Here is a 15,557-nt window from a genome sequence, read left to right on the forward strand (position 1 = left end):
ACAAGAAAGACCTAACCCCCTACCCCCTTCCCTATAAGGGAAGGGGGAAATTCAAAGCCTCTCTCCTTCAAGGAGAGAGGAATGGAAGTGAGGTCTGTACGTGGTCTATTCATTTGAAAACTGCTGTATCTAAAAAAGTCGGGAATTTTAGTATTAAAATGCGAGTGTGTTTAATTTTTGGACTTAAGTAAGAGATAAAATAATTGTCCATTGCTGACTGTAACACCAGCGCGATCGCCTGCTATTTTCCCAGTACCTAAAAAATAATCCACTCTACCTGCACCTTTAATTGCACCTCCGGTATCTTGATCGAGAACATAGCGGCTGATAATGCGCTCTTGCATTTTTCCGGTAGGATTAACAAAGGGAATGGAAGCGCGAATCAACGCTAAAGCCCCAGGAGGCATAAGAGATTTATCTGTAGCAATAGAACGCTCTGCTGTTAATGGTACGTTAATAGAACCTTGAGCTGGCTCACCGTGATTTTCTTGAAAAAAAACAAAGCTGCGATCGCGCGGAATATAAATATTTAATTCTTGGGGATGCTTTTGAAAATAGTCGAGAATAATTGGCAGAGTGATACCTTCTAGCGGTAATTTGCCATCATTTACTAATTCTCGCCCAATACTTTTGTAATTATAAGCGGTATGACCTGCATAGCCGATTGTTGTTTGAGTACCATCGGGAAGTTGAAGCCTCGCCGAACCTTCAATTTGAGCTAGATATGGCTCAAGGCGATCGCGAAACCAAAACAACTCTAATCCTCGCAATTTCCCTTTTGCAGCTTGCAAACCATCTGCTCCTTCCAATTCCTCGCGTGTCGGATGAGGCTTAGTCCAAGAGTTGAGATCGGGAGGTAAGCGATAAACCGGATAGCGATATTCTGCTGTGGGGACGCGACTGGCTGCGTAAAGTGGCTCATAATAGGCGGTGAATAAAACGGAACCTTGGTTATCTTTACCGACTGACTGGTAAAGAACAAATTCCCGCTCAATGGCTTGATGCAATTCTGTGGCAGAATTGGTTTTTAATAAAAGTTCGCGGAATCTTTGCAAGCTTTTGATGACGCGATCGCGCGTAATTCCAGCCACCGGATAGTTTTGATAAGCAGCCGCAGCATCGGCTGTTTGCAGATATTGGAGACTGCGAGCGATCGCACCGATCAGCGCCTTTTTCTCTGGTATTTTGCCATAAATGACTTCATCCAGACAAGAGGTATCACTTTGACAACAAGTAATTGGTAGTCTCTGGATTAATGGTAATTTTTGTTTTTGCAAAAATGCATCTTGATTTTCAGCAGTCAAGGACACTGGTAGATCCCACTTTTTCACCTGACATTCTGGCGAAATGAGTTCCTGATGCGTGAAAGATTGCATCCGCACCAGTAAAATCGACAAAATCACAGGTAGGCTGATAGCGATAGTTTTGTGAAACTTTCCTAACCCAATAAGTGTCTTTTTCATGAAAATTCAAAATTTTTAAGATTCTCCCACCTCGCTCAAATTCCAAAATCAAAAACCAAAAATTTTTTCCAATTCCCAATACTTCTCTACGAGAGGCTGCGCCAACGACTACGCGGTAGTTGAGCGCAGTCGAAACTCAGTACAAGTGCCCAATGCCCTATTCCCTATTCCCTATCCCCTATTCCCTATTCATTCATATTACGGTAAGTCGCAACAGCAGAGGGCGATATCCGATTCAAATATCGGAAGATCCAATACTTAAAGATAGTATCTAAAATCACTGGAAATGTAGCGATAAATAAGAAGATAAAATCTCTATTTGCTGGTAATCCCCAATGGCGTGATACTCCTTCTAGCAAGACTTCCCAGCCATGAGGAGAGTGGAATCCGACAAAGATATCAGTAAACAAAATAATGATAAATGCCTTGGCGCTATCGCTAAGTCCATAGACAATATTATCAAAGAAATCTTTGACCACAGCAATAGAAGACTTACTGACTAGCAAAAGCCAGATAACAGCAACCACCGAGAACATATCTGCAAAAACATTTTTGATAGCACCAGAGCTTTCGTGACGAAATTCTTCAGCAAGCTCTTTCGCCTTCTTTTTCATTTCAGTCTCCATCTGCTCAGGTAAAAGTGGAGGCGCTTTGACAATGAAATTTTCAAACTTGAGCTTTTCTTCAAATCTTTCTAATTCTAAAAGGGCTTCCTCTTCCATTTCAGAATTGAGAAATATCTGCATTTCCTCACTGCTTCTAAATCTCTCAACAATTGGCCCAACTACAAAAGCTTTTGCTATCTGATGCGTTAAAAGTGGTACAATAATTAATAGTAAAATAAACCTGATAGATATTATTGTTCTTTTTTGAGTTTGACGAAAACTCTGAATTACTTCTTGTTCCGAATTAGGGTCTAATTCAACTTGCAGACGACTGATAGTACTTAAAATAGAGCGAGGTAAAACACCTGTTGTATCGGTTTTGCTCTTGGCTTTTGGTTTATTGTTTAAGTCTTGATTTTGTATTTTGGGTGGTAATGTTGGAGTTTTGACGAGCAGGGATTTTTCGTCAGATGTTACATTAACTGGTACATTTGGAGGTTGTACTACTAAAGCGTTAGAAGTTGTTTTATCGGAATTTGTTGTGTATTTAGATGTAACTCGATCGATATAGTTTAGCTTTTCCAAAACTAAAGAAGGAGTTAGATACTCTATACCTGCTTTTTGGGCAGCTTTTTGATCCTCTTCATTTAGAAACCAACGACTTGCTCTAAACTCCGTCAGCCGCATTCTGACAACTTTTAATAGTTTTTTGAGGTCTGACTCAAAATAATCCATCACACTGTTACTGTACATGGCCGAGTCGATGTCTATTTTATTACCATTGAAATGCTTATCTTCTATTTCCTGAATTTTTAATGCTGCATCATAGGCTTCATGTAAAGAACGTTCAGGAGTCTGTAAGTACCATCGAAAAGCAGCAAGCAAGAAAGAATAGATTTTTTGACTAAAAACAGAATTTTTCATTGCAGACAATCATTTAGCATTGTTTGATGACTATTAACCTTAAGTTAACGCACGAGGTATACTAACAAATCTACAAGGAGAAAGTTTGTGGTTTCTCATTCGGTTTGGATTGTTGGCACTAGCCGTAGTGGTAAGACGGCTCGCTTAGTAGAACAATTTTGTAATTGGGTAAAATCAGAAAAACAATATACTGAATCATTTTATACAAAAAAACCAGGGCGTAAAAAAACTGGCGATGTACCTGAATTTTTATATCTTAAACAAACAGAGCCAGGAGTTTTAGTTTTAGCTGCCAATGATGATAATCGTCGAGAGTTAGGAGATATAATTGTTACCTCAACTTTGGGTAAATATCCGGTTCGTGCCAAAACGCCACTAGGTTTTTTTCAGGATGAAGTTATTTTATTTTGGCCGTTGCTGATTAACTCGTTGAACCTGAAAGCACAGTTTCCGGTAAGATTGCGACCGGAAACCGAACAAGAGTTAGCAACCAAACTTTGGCGTCCGCAATTAGAAGAAGAAATTTTACGTCTTGCGGGAGTGAATGAATCTCGCTTGGTGCGTCGCATCTTGGACTTATTACAATTAGCAGCTTACAGTGGTATACCTTGCGAAAATATTGCCCAAATTTTAGCCAAGGGTTTTGGGGAAAATACCACAATAGAGCCGGAATTTTTGGCATCTTTGCTGCTAGATTGGCGTAATTGGTGTTTAGAGAGGGGGTTACTGACTTATGGGATTATTACCGAACTTTATAGTCAGCATTTGTTAAGCGATCGCCATTACCAGCAGCACCTAACTAAACGCTACCAGGCAGTACTGGCGGATGATGTCGATGATTATCCTAGCGTAGCGCGTCTTTTGTTTGAGTTGCTATTAGATCGAGGTGCAGTTGGCGCATTTAGCTACAATCCTGATGGTGCGGTGCGATTGGGATTGGGAGCAGATCCCAACTACCTAGAAGGGTTAGCAGAGCGTTGTCGGGTAGAAATATTGAACGGGCCGCCTCCAGAGTCTCTGAGCGAGCAACTGACTAAACAGATGGTGGAATTAGTCACTTCCCCGATGGTAATGTTGAGTTTACCAAAAACAGTGCATTCAATTCAAACCACCTCCCGCGCCCAATTATTGCGGCAAACAGCAGAGATAATTGCTAATGCTATCCAATCAAAGCAAGTGCAACCAGAAGAAGTAGCAATTATTGCCCCAGGTTTAGATGCGATCGCTCGTTATACTCTAGTAGAAATCCTCGTCAAGCAAAATATCCCAGTAGAATCGCTCAATGACCAACGTCCCCTAATTAGTTCGCCCGTGATTCGCGCCTTACTCACCATGCTGGCACTAGTTTATCCCGGCTTGGGACGACTTGTAGATCGGGATGCGGTGGCGGAAATGCTGGTTGTGTTGAGCAGGAAACAATCGCCTGAAAACTCTACAGACGCGATGAATCGCGTCTCTACTACAGACGCGATGAATCGGGTATCTACTACAGACGCGATGAATCGCGTCTCTACAAATATTGACCCGGTACGTGCTGGTTTGATTGCAGATTACTGCTTTGTACCCCATCCCGATCGCCCCAACTTGCTACCAGTGTCAGCCTTTGAGCGCTGGGATCGAATCGGCTATGCAGCTACTACAGCCTATAGTGAAATATTACAGTGGTTAGAACAGCAGCGATCGCAACAAGAATTGCGGTTAATTCCTAGTCCTATTTCTCTGTTAGACAGAGCAATTCAACGTTTTTTGTGGAATGGAAGTAATCTCCCCTACGAACAACTAGCAGCATTGCGGGAATTATTAGAAACCGCCCAACATTACTGGGAAATTGACACCAGATTACGACAAATTACCCCAGTGGAGACAACGCCTCAGACAACTATTATTGAATTCATTCAATTACTGCGGCGTGGTACAATTACTGCTAACCCTTACCCGGTGCGCCCCATTGGTGGAGCGAGAAAGGCTGTCACACTAGCAACTATATTTCAATATCGATCTAGTAGGCGATCGCACCAGTGGCATTTTTGGCTAGATGCTGGTTCGCCCCTGTGGGCGAAAGGTGGTGCAGCGACTTTGTTCGGTGCGCCGTTTTTCCTGCGAGACAGGTTAGGCGAACCTTGGACAGCAGAAGATGAAAAATTGGCAGAAGAACAACGACTGCAAAGAATTTTGACAGATTTACTGTCTCGTGTATCCGAGAGAGTTTATTTGTGTCACAGCGATTTAGCAGTGAATGGACAAGAGCAAATAGGGCCGCTGTTACCTTTAGTGAATGCCTGTGTAACGGTTATTTCTGAATCTACTGTTAATTGAGTGTTTTCATAGCGGTTCTCGACAAGCGTGAAGTAAAATTTTGATCTCTCTCCAAACCTCTCTCGTTTTAGGAGAGAGGCTTTGAATCTTTTACTAAATCAACCTAGCACTTACTGAAATATCCGAGTAAATTAAAAATGATATTGCTGAAATAGTAAAAGAAAGTTGTTAAGTTAATGTCACTCGATTCGCTTAAGCAAGAAGCAAAAAATCATAACACTTCACCACAAAGATTACGAGAGCTAGCTGCAATTAATGATGAACTAACGAAATTAGTTGCTGCAAATCCTCTCGCCGATAGTAGTTTATTAGCAGAACTTGCGATACAAGCCAGAACTAACAAAGATTCGGAAATGCAAAGAGCGATCGCAAGCAATCCCAATACACCAACACAATGGTTAATCGGACTAGCGCATCTATTTCCTGAAGAATTCTTTAGCAATCCGGCTTATGATTTATCAATTCTGCAAAATATCAACAGCAATCCGGCTTATGATTTATCAACTCTGCAAAATGTCAACTTTAACTTACTATTAAAGTCTCACTTACTATTAAAGCTTGTTTGTGCATCTAATGTACCAACATCTTTTCTAGAATTTGCTGCTGGCATTTGTGAGACTAATATTAAGCGTGTTCGGAATAAGGAATATTTTAGACATTTCTCTCTGGAGCAGCAATATGGCATTAAATATCTTCGGATGAATATAGGGTATTTGAGTACATTCTCTTTTGAAAAATTTTGGAAATGGAGAGAGATTTTAATTGTTATAGCTAGTCATCAAAATACTTCTAGAAAAAAACTATTGGAGTTATCAACATCTGAGGAGGATATTGTTGCAGAAGTTGCTCAGTTACGTCTTGATTGTCCCAATGATGACATTACTTTCTGGGATAAGGTGGCTTTAAATAAGAAACCAAACCTTATTCTTTTTATTCCACGTAGGCTGATGTTTAAATTGGTGCAATTGCCAGAAATATCCACAAATTTTTTAAAAGCAGCATCTCAGCTTGAGACATTTACAGGAATTCTCAATATTATTGCTAATCATCCGAAAACACCTAAAGAATTACTCGATAAGCTAGCGAAAAATAGCCTTCCTTTTATTGCTGAAGCAGCAAAGCTACATATTAATTATGCTGGAGAGTTGGAAACTGGATGGCGCGATCTAGCGGAAAGCAAAATTGATAGAGCGCAACTGCCTATTTTAAATAATGATGAAGAAGGAATTGAAGTACGATTGTGGTACGCAGGAGCAATTGATGAAAGCACTTTACCTTATTTAAATCAAAAGTCAGTACACGAATATACAAGTACTTTATTAAAGATTGTTTCTTCTACTGACACACCTCGTTCGATTTTAAATAATCTGGAAAACCACCCCAGAGTTTCTCAATTAATCGCTGAATGTATTACTTATTTAAAACAGCGAGAATCAATAGCTTTCGATTTACTTTCGGGAATACTGCCAATAGGGCATACTAAACTACCAAATCATTCTACCAATCAAACCAACCCTGTAATTACCGATTTAGACACTTTGTTTACGAAGTTAAAAGATAGATATTGGAGCAAAAAAGTAAGAAGCATTCCCATCCCCATAAATAACCCAACAATTAATCTATGTTTACTTGCCTTGATACAAAACAATAGGGGTTCGAGACGCAGAAGATCCTACCGAGAAAATATGCTTAAGGATTTTGACAGAGGTAGATATAAAGACCATAGTCCAATATTTATTAAATTTTCTAATTTAGAATACTATGGCGTAATTCTAGCAAGCGCTCCTAGCACTTCACCGCAAATCCTATCAAAATTAGTGGAGCATCCAATCCAGGGAGTGAGAGTTTTGGTAGCTAGTCATCACAATATTACTCAAAACTCTTTAGACAAGTTAATTGACGATCGCAATCCAGAAGTTAGAGCAGCTGCTTTGGCTAATCCCAAACTTGATTCGATGCTTAGAGAACAATTAGCAAGCTTGGAAAATCCAAATTTATCTCTATTAGATTTACGAGAACTAGCAAATAGTGAGTACACTGCTGTCAAAACTAAAGTTGTTCGACATCCTAACGTTGATAGTTCAATTCTGGCAAAACTAGCTGACGATAAGTTAATTGTCAAATTAGCTGTAGCTAAACATCCGAAAACTCCAGCCAAGATTCTAACTAAATTTATAGAGCATCCAGATCGAAGATTACCTTTAGCAGTCGCTCAAAATCCTGGTGCGCCGAAAGATTTACTAATTCAGTTAGCTACTCAACCCTCAGTACGTGGGGGATTTCACTTTAATCCACTCAATTTAGCTGCTGTTAAAAGTTTACTGACCCAAGAACCAGAAGCGGCGATTCCTTTCTTGGATCGGTGTCTAAAATTTCCCGATCGCCCATCATTTTCTCGCTTTTTGGTTCTGATGAATCCTCATATACCGAGTTCATTTCTGGCAAGATACTATAAATCTTGGTTTTGGCCAGAAAGATATGCGATCGCTCAAAATCCAAATACTGACCGCGATATTTGCCAACAACTAACCCAAGACCCCAATCGTATTGTTCGTGCTGCTGCACGGGATAATTTAAAGTAGTAAGCTAATCAGCATTAAAGTTGCATAATCAGGGCGGGCAAGATGCCATTAGTGTCAAGTTAAGATGAAATCACTGGGGTAAAATAGTATAGCTAGGGACTGGGGACTGGGGACTGGATGAAAAGTCTTTTTGTGTTTAGGTTTTATCCTCCTCAAATTAAAATTGAACAAAAATAATAAACAGCTGCCCGAATTCGATGAACGACTGCCCGAATTCGATGAACGACACCCCGAATTCAATAAACGGCTGCCCGAATTCAATAAACGACTGCCCGAATTCAATAAACGACTGCCCGAATTCAATAAACGACTGCCCGAATTCAATAAACGACTGCCCGAATTCAATAAACGACTGCCCGAATTCGATGAACGACTGCCCGAATTCAATAAACGGCTGCCCGAATTCGATGAACGACTGCCCGAATTTGACGAACATACCTTTGACATTTGGGCTTCTGCCTTAACTTAACACCAATGGCAAGATGCCTACCCCACAAGACATTGAGAAAATTTTAATATGCAAATTAAATGTGTTTTAGCTTATTCTCTTTTAGATGTTGGATTATAGCAGAAGTAAGTTAACCTATTACGAATGAGCGTTTACTTAAAATAGGTTTATTAAACGCCGCGATCGCAGAAACAATGCTAAAGATGATTTCAGAGATTAGCTTCAATAGATAAGGCAAAATTCAGGTTGCTAAACCGTTACTATCGTCAAAATAGCCTGTATTAATACTTCTAGCTCAATTGGTTTGGAAATATGGTGTTGAAATCCGGCGGCTATTGCTTGTTGTCGATCGATTTCTCCCGCATAAGCAGTCAAAGCGATCGCTGGAATTTCTCCACCTTGTTCGGGCGGCTGCTTTCTAATTTGACGAATTAAGGTGTAGCCATCCATATCGGGCATACCAATATCACTAATTAATAAATCAAATTTTGCTTGCATCAAATTGTTTAGAGCATCATGTCCTGAGTCCGCCTCAGTCACTTGTGCCCCGTACTGTTCTAGCACGAAGGCAATGAACTCCCGCGAATCTTTGTCATCATCTACAAGCAGCGTTTGCAATCCATTGAGATTGAAGTCTGAGCGATCGCGATCGGCAGTATTAACTTGATTTAATTTTGAAGCAGCGATCAGTGGAAGTTTAACTTGAAATACTGCTCCTTGCCCTTCTCCAGGACTGGCTGCTTGAACGGTTCCGCCGTGCAATTCAACCAAATGACGCACGATCGCTAGCCCTAACCCCAACCCGCCAAATTTTCGCGTCGTTGTCCCATCGGCTTGGCGGAAGTAGTCAAAGACGTAGGGCAGAAAGTCACTAGAGATCCCCCTACCAGTGTCGCTGACAGTAATTTGAGTGTATTTTGCAAGATGAGTATCTACTTCATCCTTGATTGTTTCTAACCGCACCTCTACTCGACCACCCTCTGAGGTAAATTTAATCGCGTTAGAAAGTAGATTCCAAACAATTTGTTGCAAGCGACCAGAATCACCCAACACTTGTCCAACGTTCGGTTCAAATATTGTTTGAATCTGAATAGATTTAGCTTCAGCAGCAAGGCGCACGGTTTCAAGGGCAGCTTTGATAGTAAAAGTAAGACCGACTGGAACTGTGTCTAAAGCCAACTTACCTTGGAGAATACGCGACACATCGAGCAAATCTTCGATTAATTGTGCTTGCAGTTTCGCATTGCGCTCGATGGTTTCTAGGGCGTACTGAGTTTTGGCTGCATCTTGGTGACTCTTTTGCAGAATTCTTGCCCAACCCAGAATTGGATTCAAGGGCGATCGCAATTCATGAGATAGCACTGCCAAAAACTCATCTTTGATGCGGTTGGCTTGTTGCGCTTGTTCGGTCTGTTGCTGCAAGGAAATCATCAGTTGATTGAGGCGATCGTTTTGATCTTGCAGCAAGGCTTCTGCTCGTTTACGTTCGGTGATATCGGACAAGATGAAAACGGCACCAGTGAGAGTCCCATCCCCATTAAATACTGGGTCGATGGTTTTGGCAAACCACTGTCCTTTCGACTGAAATTCGAGAACTTGCCGTTGGTGAGTTTCTTTCGCACGCCGAAAACAAGTGCCATCGCCGATTCCCAATTCTGCGCTCATCAACTCATGGTGAGCATAACCTAAAATTTCGTGGTAGGGCTTGCCAAAAAGCTGCATCATCGCTCGATTACAACGCAGAATTATCCCTTCTCGATCTACCAGAGATACGCCGTCCTTCATGGAGTCAAAGGTAGTTTGCCACTCCCGCGCTGAGGACAAAGCAGCTTCCTCCGCCCGACGAATTCGCAGCAGCGATCGCACGGTGGCAAGCAGTTCAATCGGTTCAACAGGTTGCACTAGATAAGCATCAGCACCGCTATCCAAGCCTTCTGCTTTATCCTGGCTTTGGATAAAACTTGCAGAAAGGTGTAGTACGGGAATAAAAGTCGTTTCAGGGTTTGCCTTAATTTGGCGACAAACTTCAAAACCGGTGATATCTGGTAGTTGGACATCTAAAATTACTAAGTCAGGCTGAAAGTTAGCAATAGCTTCTAACCCTGTCGTTCCAGTTGCCGCTTCCAGGACACTAAAGCCTGCATTTTGCAAAATACGGGTAACAACGTAACGATTGGCTTCGTTATCATCAACATGCAGGATCGTAACCCGTGGCTCAGACATGACTTTTCCCTTAAACCTCTAGAACAAGTCCGGCTTTGACGAGCGCATCTTGAAGTTGAGCGTAGATGCGTAGCGGCTTGTCGTCAGACATCGCCGTCGTTTGAGAGCCTGTTTCTTTGGAAACAATGGCTATGCTTTGTTGCGCTAATCGGCTATGTGCTTCTGCATCCAGTTGGGCAGATGAGTAGACGATCGCCGGAATCGACTGAGTGACGGAGTTGTTCTTAAGCTGCTTGAGTACCTCAAATCCACTCATCTCTGGCATCTCCAAGTCTAAGACGATCGCGTTTGGCTGTTCCTGTTGTGCCAAATATAATCCTTCCTGTCCATTCGCGGCTTCTAAAATACTCAACGGTGTATTTATTAACAACTGTTTCACAAGATACCGATAAGCGGGGTCATCATCAATCAACAAGATTGTTTGAGGCTTGTTCTCAGTAATTAGCCTATTAAGTTTGTTTAACAGGGGCAATCTGTCTACCGGCTTAATTAGAAAACCGTCTGCTCCTAGCGCCAGTGCTTGCTTTTCGTTATCAATGATGGTAATCACGAGTACAGGGATCGTGCGAGTTGTTTCATCTCCTTTGATTTCCCGCAAGAACGTCCAGCCATTTTGCCCCTCCAGCAGAATATCTAGCATAATCGCCGACGGTCGAAATTGTTGTAAGGCTAGCCTTGCCTGAGCTAAGGTGCGGGTAGCAATCAATTGATAGATTGAGTCTTGAAGGTGCTTTTCGTAAATAAATAGGGTTTCTGGATGATCTTCAACCACCAGAATCGGCAAACGAGTTGTCTCAACTGATACAATTGGTTGCAGTCCGGTGGTCAATTCGGTGGCATCTGGGTAGACGATGGGAATTAATGCTGTAAAGGTAGAGCCTTTACCCGGCTGACTTTTCACCGAAATGCTGCCGCCAATTAACTCCGCTAACTTACGCGATAACGGCAATCCTAAACCGGTTCCCTTCACCTGCTTTTGCAGAGAGGACTCAATTTGCATAAAATCCTCAAAAATCCGCTCTCGATCGGCGGGAGCAATACCGATGCCCGTATCAGATACGGAAAAGCTGACGGTGTGACCCGTTTGCACAGCGGTGAGGCGCACCTCTCCCTGCTCGGTAAATTTGAGCGCATTCGAGACAAAGTTTCTCAGAATTTGAGCGACTTTCCCCTCATCGGTAAAGAGGGGCGCAATACCTTCAGGTTCCTCGACAATCAGCGCTACAGAGGAGCCTTGAACTAATAAGGGGCGCAGCATCCCCCGCAGCGTGGCAAACAATTCACTAACTTCAAAGGAACTGGGATGCACTTCAATTTTTCCAGCTTCCACCTTTGCCAAATCCAGCAAGTCGTTGACCAGTTCTGATAATCCGCTTGCCGCCTTTTGGATGAATGTCACCTGCTTTTCTTGCTCCACAGTTAAATCGCCATCCATCCGGGCTAGCAGCATTCGAGAGAGGGACAAAATCGAGTTGAGCGGCGTGCGAAACTCGTGGCTCATGTTCGAGAGAAAGCGGGTTTTTAGTTCATTTACCTGTTGCAGGGAGCTAGCTTTTTCATCCAGTTCTGCATAGAGAGCAACCACACCGCGATTGGTATCTTCCAATTCCTGATTCAGTTGGCTTAGTTCTTCCTCACGCTTGCGTAGTTCTGCCATCGCCCGGAGTAATTCCTGATTTTGCTGCTGGATTTCTTGATAGGGATTTTCGGGCGATCGCCCAATTACGGTTTCTCGAATCTGCTGCAATTGCGAATCGGTGAAAGTAGGTGTGCGCTTCGACAACCTTTTGCCGATTGTTACCGTTGTTCCCTGCTTCGGCAGCGATTCAATCTCAAATAAATCCATCAATCTCCGAGTACCCACGATGCCTAGCCCCGCTCCCGTATCAGAGGTGTAGCGTCCGGCCAAAACCTCTGCTAAATCAGGAATGCCCTCACCCCGATCTTGAATCTGAATCAGAAACGTCTGCGGCTCTCCCGCCACAGAAAATTCAACTGTTCCGCCTTGGGCATATTGAAACGCATTGCGGGCAATTTCGGAAACTGCCGTTGCCAATCGCGCCCGATCTTGAGCATCAAAGCCCAACTGCTCGGCGATCTCACGAGTTCGTTGCCGAGCTTGCACAACATCCTGTTCGTACTGGATAGCGATCGCCAAAAGGATTGTCAAGTTGCTTCGCTCCAATTCAAAATTGCACATTCTTCAAGGTTTGTACCTTTAATTACGAATTACGTTAGCGTAGCGGGGCGTAGCCCATTACGAATTACGAATTACGAATTACGAATTATTTAGTCATCTCCCCATTCCTTTCGCGACTAACACTGTCACATCATCCCGGTCTCGGTTAAAGTCTCGGTATAGCACGCCTGCAATCAGGCTGGGATGTTTTTGCATCAAGCCTGGATAGCGATCGATCTGCCACTTAGCGCTTAATCCGTCAGAATGCATAATTAAAATTCCGTTGGCATACCAGGGATAGCTAAACTCTTGAATTTTGCGGATTTCATGTCCCACCGTGCCATTGTGAGATAGCAGATGGCGGTGCTCAGTAAAGGAGAAAATGCTGGCAGCGATGTTGCCAATGCCAGCAAAGCGGACAGACTGTTGCTCAAAGTCGATTTCGGCAATGGCGAGTGCTGCGCCTCGCGTACTTCGCAAGGCGGCGTGGGCAGCTTCGACGATCGCCCCCGGAGAACGATGAATGTGTTCTTGAAACATTCTTACGGCTGCGGAAGCAGCAGAAGCCGCCGCAGGCCCATGCCCTAAACCATCAGCTACTAGCAACAGGTTACGGCAACTATCGACTTCTGATGCCCAGGTATCTCCTGAAACATCTTCTCCTCTTTTGGGCAAACAGATCGCTCCAATTTCTAAAAACTTTTCAGGTTGATGGGGTGCTGGGTTTAGCCAGAGGTGAGCCAAGAGCGCTGTTCCTTGGTTGGGAATGGAGTAAATTTCCAAGAAACCAGAAAGGCGACGAATTGCACCCATACCATTACCCAAGGTTCCGGCTGTGGAAAAGCCATCTTGCAAACACTCATCCACATCGACCATTCCCCGCCCTTTATCTAGCGCTAAGATTTCAATGCCAATTTTGGAATTTTCCTTGAGCGATCGCAGTAGTACAACTCCGCCGTGGGCGTGCTGCACCAAATTGTTCGCAATTTCTGTCGCCACAATCCCAACCTTGCCCCGTTCTATTTCCTGAAAACCGAGCCGAGTTGCTAAAGCCATCGCTACCCGTCTGGCTTCTCCAGTTTGGCTAGATTCAGTAATTGTGACGGTGACAGATTCTCTCATTTTATTTCCATCGTACAATGATTATCCGTGTTCCTTCTCCCACCGCAGACTGAATCTCAAACTCGTTGGCAAGTCGTTTCGCACCACCCAGCCCCATACCTAACCCGTTGCCCGTGGTGAATCCATCCTTGAGCGCCAGTTCGATATCGGAAATTCCCGGCCCCCGATCTTCAAAGGTCAGTCGGAGTCCTCGTCGTCGCCCTTCCTGAAGCGTTTCTAGTTTGACTGTGCCGCCCCCTCCGTAGTCTAGGGTATTGCGGGCTAACTCACTGGCGGCGGTAACAATTTTAGTTTGGTCTACTAAGCCAAAGCCTATTTCCACGGCCATCTGGCGCACAGACTGCCGAACTAAAACTACATCTGTAGAAGATTGAATCTCGATGGTTTCAGTCTTCTGCATCATCATCTGCACGCCATTTAGTGGCAGTGATTTGATTTGTGGTTCCATTGAGTGACGATCGCAACAATGCCATCCCCTTTTCGATGTTTAAAGCAGTGCGAATCCCCGTCAGCGACAACCCCAATTCCACTAAGGTAATTGCCACAGCAGGCTGCATCCCGACGACAACTGTCTCAGCATCCAGCACCCGTGACATTCTGGCAATGTTGGCTAAAACCCTACCAATGAAGGAATCAACAATCTCTAATCCGGAAATATCGATCAGGACACCGCGAGCGTGGGTTTGAGTGATGCGGTTAGTCAAGTCTTCCTGTAGCATGATGGCGAGGCGATCGTGCATATCTACCTGGATTGTCACAAGTAGAAAATTGCCCATTTTAAGTATAGGAATGCTTTCCATTGCTTTCTTCCAGTTATTTGGATTGAGAGCGGGTAATGGTCGTTCCCAACCGTTTTAGCGCCGTGAGAAAGGCATCGGCTAAGGTTGCTTTTGTGACTACATTTGTCAAATCAATGCCGAGATAAACGATTGTTTGGGCAATTTGAGGGCGAATGCCACTAATCATACAATCGGCTCCCATGAGACGGGCGGCGGTAACTGTCTTGAGCAGATGTTGAGCAGTCAGGGTATCGACGGTGGGAACCCCGGTAATATCAATGATGGCAACTTCTGACTCTGTTTCGACAATCTTCTGCAATAACGATTCCATCATCATTTGAGTCCGGGCACTATCTAGAGTGCCGATAATCGGCAATGCCAAAATTCCCTCCCAAAGTTTCACCACTGGCGTAGACAGTTCCATTAACTCTTCCTGCTGCCGCAAAATCACCTCTTCCCGTGTCTTTTGATACATCTCAATTGTCAGCAATCCTAGCCGATCCAGTAAGTTTGTAGCTAGCCATATTTGTTCACCCAACTCAATGGGGTCTTTCAATTGCTGACGCATTCGCTTGAAGAGGGGTTGCTTGAACGAAAAGACGAATGTAGCCGTTTCTGAGGGTGTGAAACCATTTTGCGATCGCGATCGAGAAATGCTGTTGAGCATCTCCCGCATTTCCTGCCACTGCGCTGCCTGAATATTGGTAAAGTTGCCCCGCCCAACGGCAATCCGAAACAAACTCAGGAATTCTCGGCACTCTTCCTTTAGCTGTGCTTCTTTAATCAAGCCTCTGCGAATATTCACAGTGGCTAGTTCCTGAGTCCACTCCGACAGCAAGTCTGCCTCGAAGGTTTCTAATATCTCTGATATCTTACTTTCGCTCATCGTTTCTTTGAGGGCAACCGCTTTCATTAG

At 43.6% G+C, this 15,557-nt stretch carries 11 protein-coding genes; 2 read left to right on the forward strand and 9 right to left on the reverse strand.

Features of this window, described 5'->3' with window-relative positions; translation table 11 throughout:
- Positions 1–170: 170 nt before the first annotated feature.
- Entirely contained in the window at positions 171–1,463 is a 1,293-nt protein-coding gene (mltA, locus tag NSTC731_RS23620; RefSeq protein ID WP_445627050.1) for a murein transglycosylase A, read from the reverse strand.
- 185 nt (positions 1,464–1,648) lie between these two features.
- Positions 1,649–2,992 (reverse strand): proton extrusion protein PcxA, encoded by a 1,344-nt coding sequence (locus tag NSTC731_RS23625; protein WP_445627051.1) that lies wholly within the window; start codon positions 2,990–2,992, stop codon positions 1,649–1,651.
- 87 nt (positions 2,993–3,079) lie between these two features.
- On the opposite strand from NSTC731_RS23625, the gene NSTC731_RS23630 reads away from it, so the two are divergent.
- Together NSTC731_RS23630 and NSTC731_RS23635 are read left to right on the forward strand one after the other, a co-directional pair.
- The gene (locus NSTC731_RS23630) at positions 3,080–5,308 is read left to right on the forward strand and encodes a recombinase family protein (protein WP_445627052.1); all 2,229 of its coding nucleotides are present in this window, start codon (positions 3,080–3,082) and stop codon (positions 5,306–5,308) included.
- Positions 5,309–5,484: 176 nt separating this feature from the next.
- Complete coding sequence (locus tag NSTC731_RS23635) at positions 5,485–7,890, forward strand: hypothetical protein (protein WP_445627053.1); 2,406 nt, start codon at positions 5,485–5,487, stop codon at positions 7,888–7,890.
- Between the two features lie 157 nt (positions 7,891–8,047).
- On the opposite strand, the gene NSTC731_RS23640 is transcribed toward NSTC731_RS23635, so the two are convergent.
- From NSTC731_RS23640 to NSTC731_RS23670, 7 genes are all read right to left on the reverse strand, one after another.
- On the reverse strand, positions 8,048–8,326 hold the full coding sequence (locus tag NSTC731_RS23640) for a hypothetical protein (RefSeq protein WP_445627054.1): 279 nt from the start codon (positions 8,324–8,326) through the stop codon (positions 8,048–8,050).
- Positions 8,327–8,587: 261 nt separating this feature from the next.
- Complete coding sequence (locus NSTC731_RS23645; protein ID WP_445627055.1) at positions 8,588–10,561, reverse strand: hybrid sensor histidine kinase/response regulator; 1,974 nt, start codon at positions 10,559–10,561, stop codon at positions 8,588–8,590.
- Positions 10,562–10,571: 10 nt separating this feature from the next.
- Positions 10,572–12,761: an ATP-binding protein gene (locus NSTC731_RS23650; protein ID WP_445627056.1), complete on the reverse strand. Its 2,190-nt coding sequence runs from the start codon at positions 12,759–12,761 to the stop codon at positions 10,572–10,574.
- A 93-nt stretch (positions 12,762–12,854) separates the two neighbouring features.
- Positions 12,855–13,862, reverse strand: a complete 1,008-nt coding sequence (locus NSTC731_RS23655) for an ATP-binding SpoIIE family protein phosphatase (protein WP_445627057.1) — start codon at positions 13,860–13,862, stop codon at positions 12,855–12,857.
- 1 nt (position 13,863) lies between these two features.
- Positions 13,864–14,310, reverse strand: coding sequence for an anti-sigma regulatory factor (locus tag NSTC731_RS23660; RefSeq protein WP_445627058.1), 447 nt, complete (start codon positions 14,308–14,310; stop codon positions 13,864–13,866).
- Positions 14,249–14,662 (reverse strand): STAS domain-containing protein, encoded by a 414-nt coding sequence (locus NSTC731_RS23665; protein WP_445627059.1) that lies wholly within the window; start codon positions 14,660–14,662, stop codon positions 14,249–14,251. Before NSTC731_RS23665 ends, NSTC731_RS23660 begins: the two co-directional genes overlap by 62 nt.
- A 13-nt stretch (positions 14,663–14,675) precedes the next feature.
- Positions 14,676–15,554 (reverse strand): STAS domain-containing protein, encoded by an 879-nt coding sequence (locus tag NSTC731_RS23670; RefSeq protein ID WP_445627060.1) that lies wholly within the window; start codon positions 15,552–15,554, stop codon positions 14,676–14,678.
- Positions 15,555–15,557: the final 3 nt, after the last annotated feature.

This window comes from Nostoc sp. DSM 114167 (assembly GCF_052692655.1).